The 3,726-nt window shown below is 59.1% G+C and carries 2 protein-coding genes and 2 pseudogenes; all 4 read left to right on the top strand.

Going from position 1 to position 3,726, the window contains the following annotated elements:
- A pseudogene (locus QZ964_RS21220) lies at positions 1-127 on the top strand (IS6 family transposase); the annotation flags it as partial.
- Positions 128-308: 181 nt separating this feature from the next.
- Positions 309-929, top strand: a pseudogene (locus QZ964_RS21215) (SMC-Scp complex subunit ScpB).
- 164 nt (positions 930-1,093) lie between these two features.
- Positions 1,094-2,827, top strand: coding sequence for a DUF2786 domain-containing protein (locus QZ964_RS21210; protein ID WP_292534338.1), 1,734 nt, complete (start codon positions 1,094-1,096; stop codon positions 2,825-2,827).
- Positions 2,828-2,980: 153 nt separating this feature from the next.
- Positions 2,981-3,343 carry a hypothetical protein gene (locus QZ964_RS21205; protein WP_292534336.1) on the top strand — a complete coding sequence of 121 codons (363 nt, stop codon included), beginning with the start codon at positions 2,981-2,983 and terminating at the stop codon, positions 3,341-3,343.
- Positions 3,344-3,726: the final 383 nt, after the last annotated feature.

The raw sequence follows: 3,726 nt of genomic DNA, 5'->3' as shown, positions 1-3,726 counted from the left end.
TCTCTCCTTTCACGCAGCAGCCCACAACACGTTCAACGTTCAACGCCATCTCATTTCAGCAAGGACGCACCGAGCTTTTCGAGCCTCGGCCATGGACACATGGCGTGCGGCCACTGCTGCAGCATGACCACGATTATCAACGAGATCATTCGCGTCTATCGTTCGACAACGTGACAAAGCCGATGAAAGTGCTTCGCCGGGATCTTGCGACGTCCCGAGAGGCACCCTCGTCGCCGGCGAACCGTCGCAAAACGCAGCGTGACGGCGAGTCGCTGTTCGACGTCGATCTTTTCGATCTACCGCAGGCCATGCGTTGGCGTGAGTGGATGGGACGGGTCGAGGCGGCGATCTTCGCGTCACCAGTCCCGGTAACGCGCGAGGCGCTGGCCAAGCTTGTCGGGCGCGCCTGCAATCTCGACGATCTGATTTCTGACATTCGCGACGACTTGCGCGCGAGACCCTATGAGCTTGTTCACGTCGCCGGCGGTTATCAACTGCGGACCAAGCCGCGTCACGCTGACGCGCTTCGCGTTTTGAACAACGGCGCGCGCTACGCCGGGCCGCCGGAACTCACGCCGGCCGAACTCCTCGCCGCCACGGCCATCGCCTAGCTGCAGCCGGCGACGCGCGCCGAGCTGTCGCGGCTCATCGGGAGGGAAATCAGCCGCGACGTCATCGGTCGCCTAAAAACTCTCGACCTCATCGCTGCGGGCCCGCGCGCGCCAACGCCCGGCGCGCCTTACGCCTATGTCACGACGAAGAAATTCCTGGAAGTGTTCGGGCTCGCAAGCCTGCGCGATCTACCCGACATCGAAAAGCTGGAAGACGCTGGACTTCTGCAACGGCCGGCCACGCACACCGATCTCGATGGCGTCTTGGGAGTTCGTGAAGATGACGCCGAACTCGTAGATGATGTGAACGAGGATTGAAAAGGGCTGCTTCTCGCGATCCACGTTGCAAATTCTCTGGTGGATGAAACACGGCCGAGCGTCAAAGCCACGGCGTCACATGCTATCTTCTAGTTGGAGAGATTCTTTGCCGGACGGAAATCATGACCGCAGGTAACAATCGAAAAGTCGCTGACGCGAATCCTTTGGCGCGATCCCTGCGCATGCAGGAGACGATCACCGAATTGCTTCTCGAAGCGATGACGTTCTGCGTCGATAGCAAAGTCGAAGAAACGGTTCGCAAATGGCTCACCCATGCGGATATTGCGCCCGACGATCCGCACGCCGGAGAGTGCGCCGCAGGGGCGATGATTTTTGCGCTCGAACTCTCCATTTTCGCGCCGTCCATGAGCGGAGTGCGGCCGATCGACCGAATGGCGCGGCAATTCAAGGCCAAGACTTTCGACGACGCTGCCGCGCTCGAAGCTCTCAAAAAAGCGCGTTTCACGCTGTTTCGAATTTTGTCCGTGACGCAGAGCCATGTTTTCAAGGCCGAGGATCTGGCGACCGGAGAGACGTTCCTGCTCTTGGAGCAATCGTTTTCGCCGTCCGCCCTCGGACGGGACATCGCTGCGCGCATTTGCCGGCTCGACTACGGTCTTCATGTCGCGACGAGTCCGAAAATTCCGCTCGATGAAGCCTGTCTGGCCGTGGCGAAAGAGTTCATCCGGCCCGGCAAGGGGCTCGTCAACGATCAAAGGTGCGCTGCCGCGGTGTATCGCCACGTCGTGCGTCATGGCGTGGATGACGCCGTGGAATTCGGCGTTCTGCCGGAACCCGAAGAGGTTTTCGCACTCTCCCATCCCGACGACGAACTCGATGCGCTGGCGAGGGACTGGGCGGAGCGCGCGGAGGGAGCCGAACCGTCGAGGGATGACCTCGAAGTTGCGCGCGCGCTGACCTCGGGACGGAGACTGGCGGCGGCTTTGGTTTCCACCGTCGAATTGCGGCGCATGGGACAGAGCCGCCATGCCGATGTATATCGTCGCCTCGCGCTTATCCAAATGGAGACGCTGCACCGGCGCGCATTTGTCGGGAGCGGCGAAATCAATCCGCTCGGGACGCTTCACTCCACGCTAGAAGAGCTGGCCGCGAAAAGGCGCTATCCGCACGAGGCATTGGGTCTGTTTCGCGAGTTGAGCCGACGGATATCCGTCGATACCGGAGGAACCAAACACCGCGATGAGGATCTGGGTCGCGTCATCGAGCGGATCCGGGGCTTGCGCGCCAAGACGATCGAACAAGGATGCACCGAACAGGAGGCGTTGGCGGCGGCCGATAAAGTCGGCGAACTGCTCGAACGCTATGGTTTGTCGCTCAGCGAAGTGGAGCTTCGCCAACAGCCTTGCGAAGGTTTCAGCATCGACACAGGGCGGCGCAAGCACGGCGCCTTCGATCGCTGTGTCCCGGCGATCGCGGACTTTTGCGATTGCCGAGTGTGGAGTGAAAACAGCCCGCGCGGAACACTGCGGTTCGTGTTCTTTGGTCTGTCGGTCGACGTCGAAGCCGCGCATTATCTTTATGACCTCGTCGCTATCGCCTTTGAAACAGAAACCGCGACGTTCAAATCGGGAACCATCTACGCCATGATGGTCGGCGGCGAGAAACGCAGCGCGGTCAATTCCTTCCAAATCGGTCTTGCGAGAGGCGTCAGCGCCAAGTTAGAGACCTTGAAAGCCCAACGGAACGTCGCTGTTTTCAATTCCACCGGGCGCGATCTCGTGCCGATCAAAACGTCGGTCATTGATGAGGAATTCGAAAAACTCGGCTTGTCGTTGCATGCCAAGAACGTCAGCAGCCGCCGGCGGGTTCTCGCCGATGCTTATGAGGCGGGCCATGAAGCCGGGCGGAAATTCGAAGTCCGCGCTGGGATCGAGTGAACATAGGTTTTCCCCCAGCGAGGGCAATAGGGCTAAGGTTAACGTACTTCAGAAGTAAAACCTGACGGTTAGGCGCGGAGAGGGAAGCTGAGGAACTAATTTCCGCCCCAAGTCGTTTATCCAAGCGGCCGGCGCGCAGTAGGAGCTATTGCTATGAGAAATTTTCACACACTCGTCACCGCTACCACGTTGCTCCTGGTGACCATCCCCGTGGACTTCGCTCAGGCCCAAGCAAGATGCAAATCAGGTTTTGTGTGGCGTGAAGCCTTCAATGGCGACACGGTCTGCGTTCCCCCCGCGGAGCGGGACGAGGCGGCAGCGCAAAACGCCAACGCGAACAACAATCGCCAGCCCGGCGGTGGGCCATTCGGCCCAAACACTTGCAGGCAAGGCTATGTTTGGCGTGAGGCTGCCCAGGGAGATGTGGTCTGCGTGACGCCTTACGAACGCGACAAAGCGAAAAAGCAAAATGCCATGAGTCCGGGTCGCACGGTGCGAGCGGTTCCGATTGATTGACCATGCGGTCGATGTTTATTCGAACATAACAACTCCGCGAGCGCAACATCAGGTTGGACCCTAGAACCTTTGAGATGCCCTGTGTGTGTTGAAAACTATATCCGGACGTAATGGTGATGAAGTCCGCCGAGAATAGCGTGCGATTTTATGTCTCCGATTCGCTGAACGGCGCGAGAGATCGGCGCATCCTTGTTTAATGACCGATGCGTTCTCACTTCGTTGTAATAATGCGCGTAGCAGCGCAGGATCGACGCTGTCCTTGTCGTAAACTCTATCCGGCTGGCGTGAGTCGGCGAATCGGACCATGCTGCCTCCCATGGCCGATATCTTCAAACTGATCTGCTGTGCGGTCATCGACCTGTTCCGATCAAGAGCGTCGCTTG

Source organism: Methylocystis sp. (assembly GCF_021731785.1).
In the GTDB taxonomy this organism is placed as follows: Bacteria; Pseudomonadota; Alphaproteobacteria; order Rhizobiales; family Beijerinckiaceae; genus Methylocystis.
This window is presented reverse-complemented; position numbering and strand designations above follow the sequence as displayed.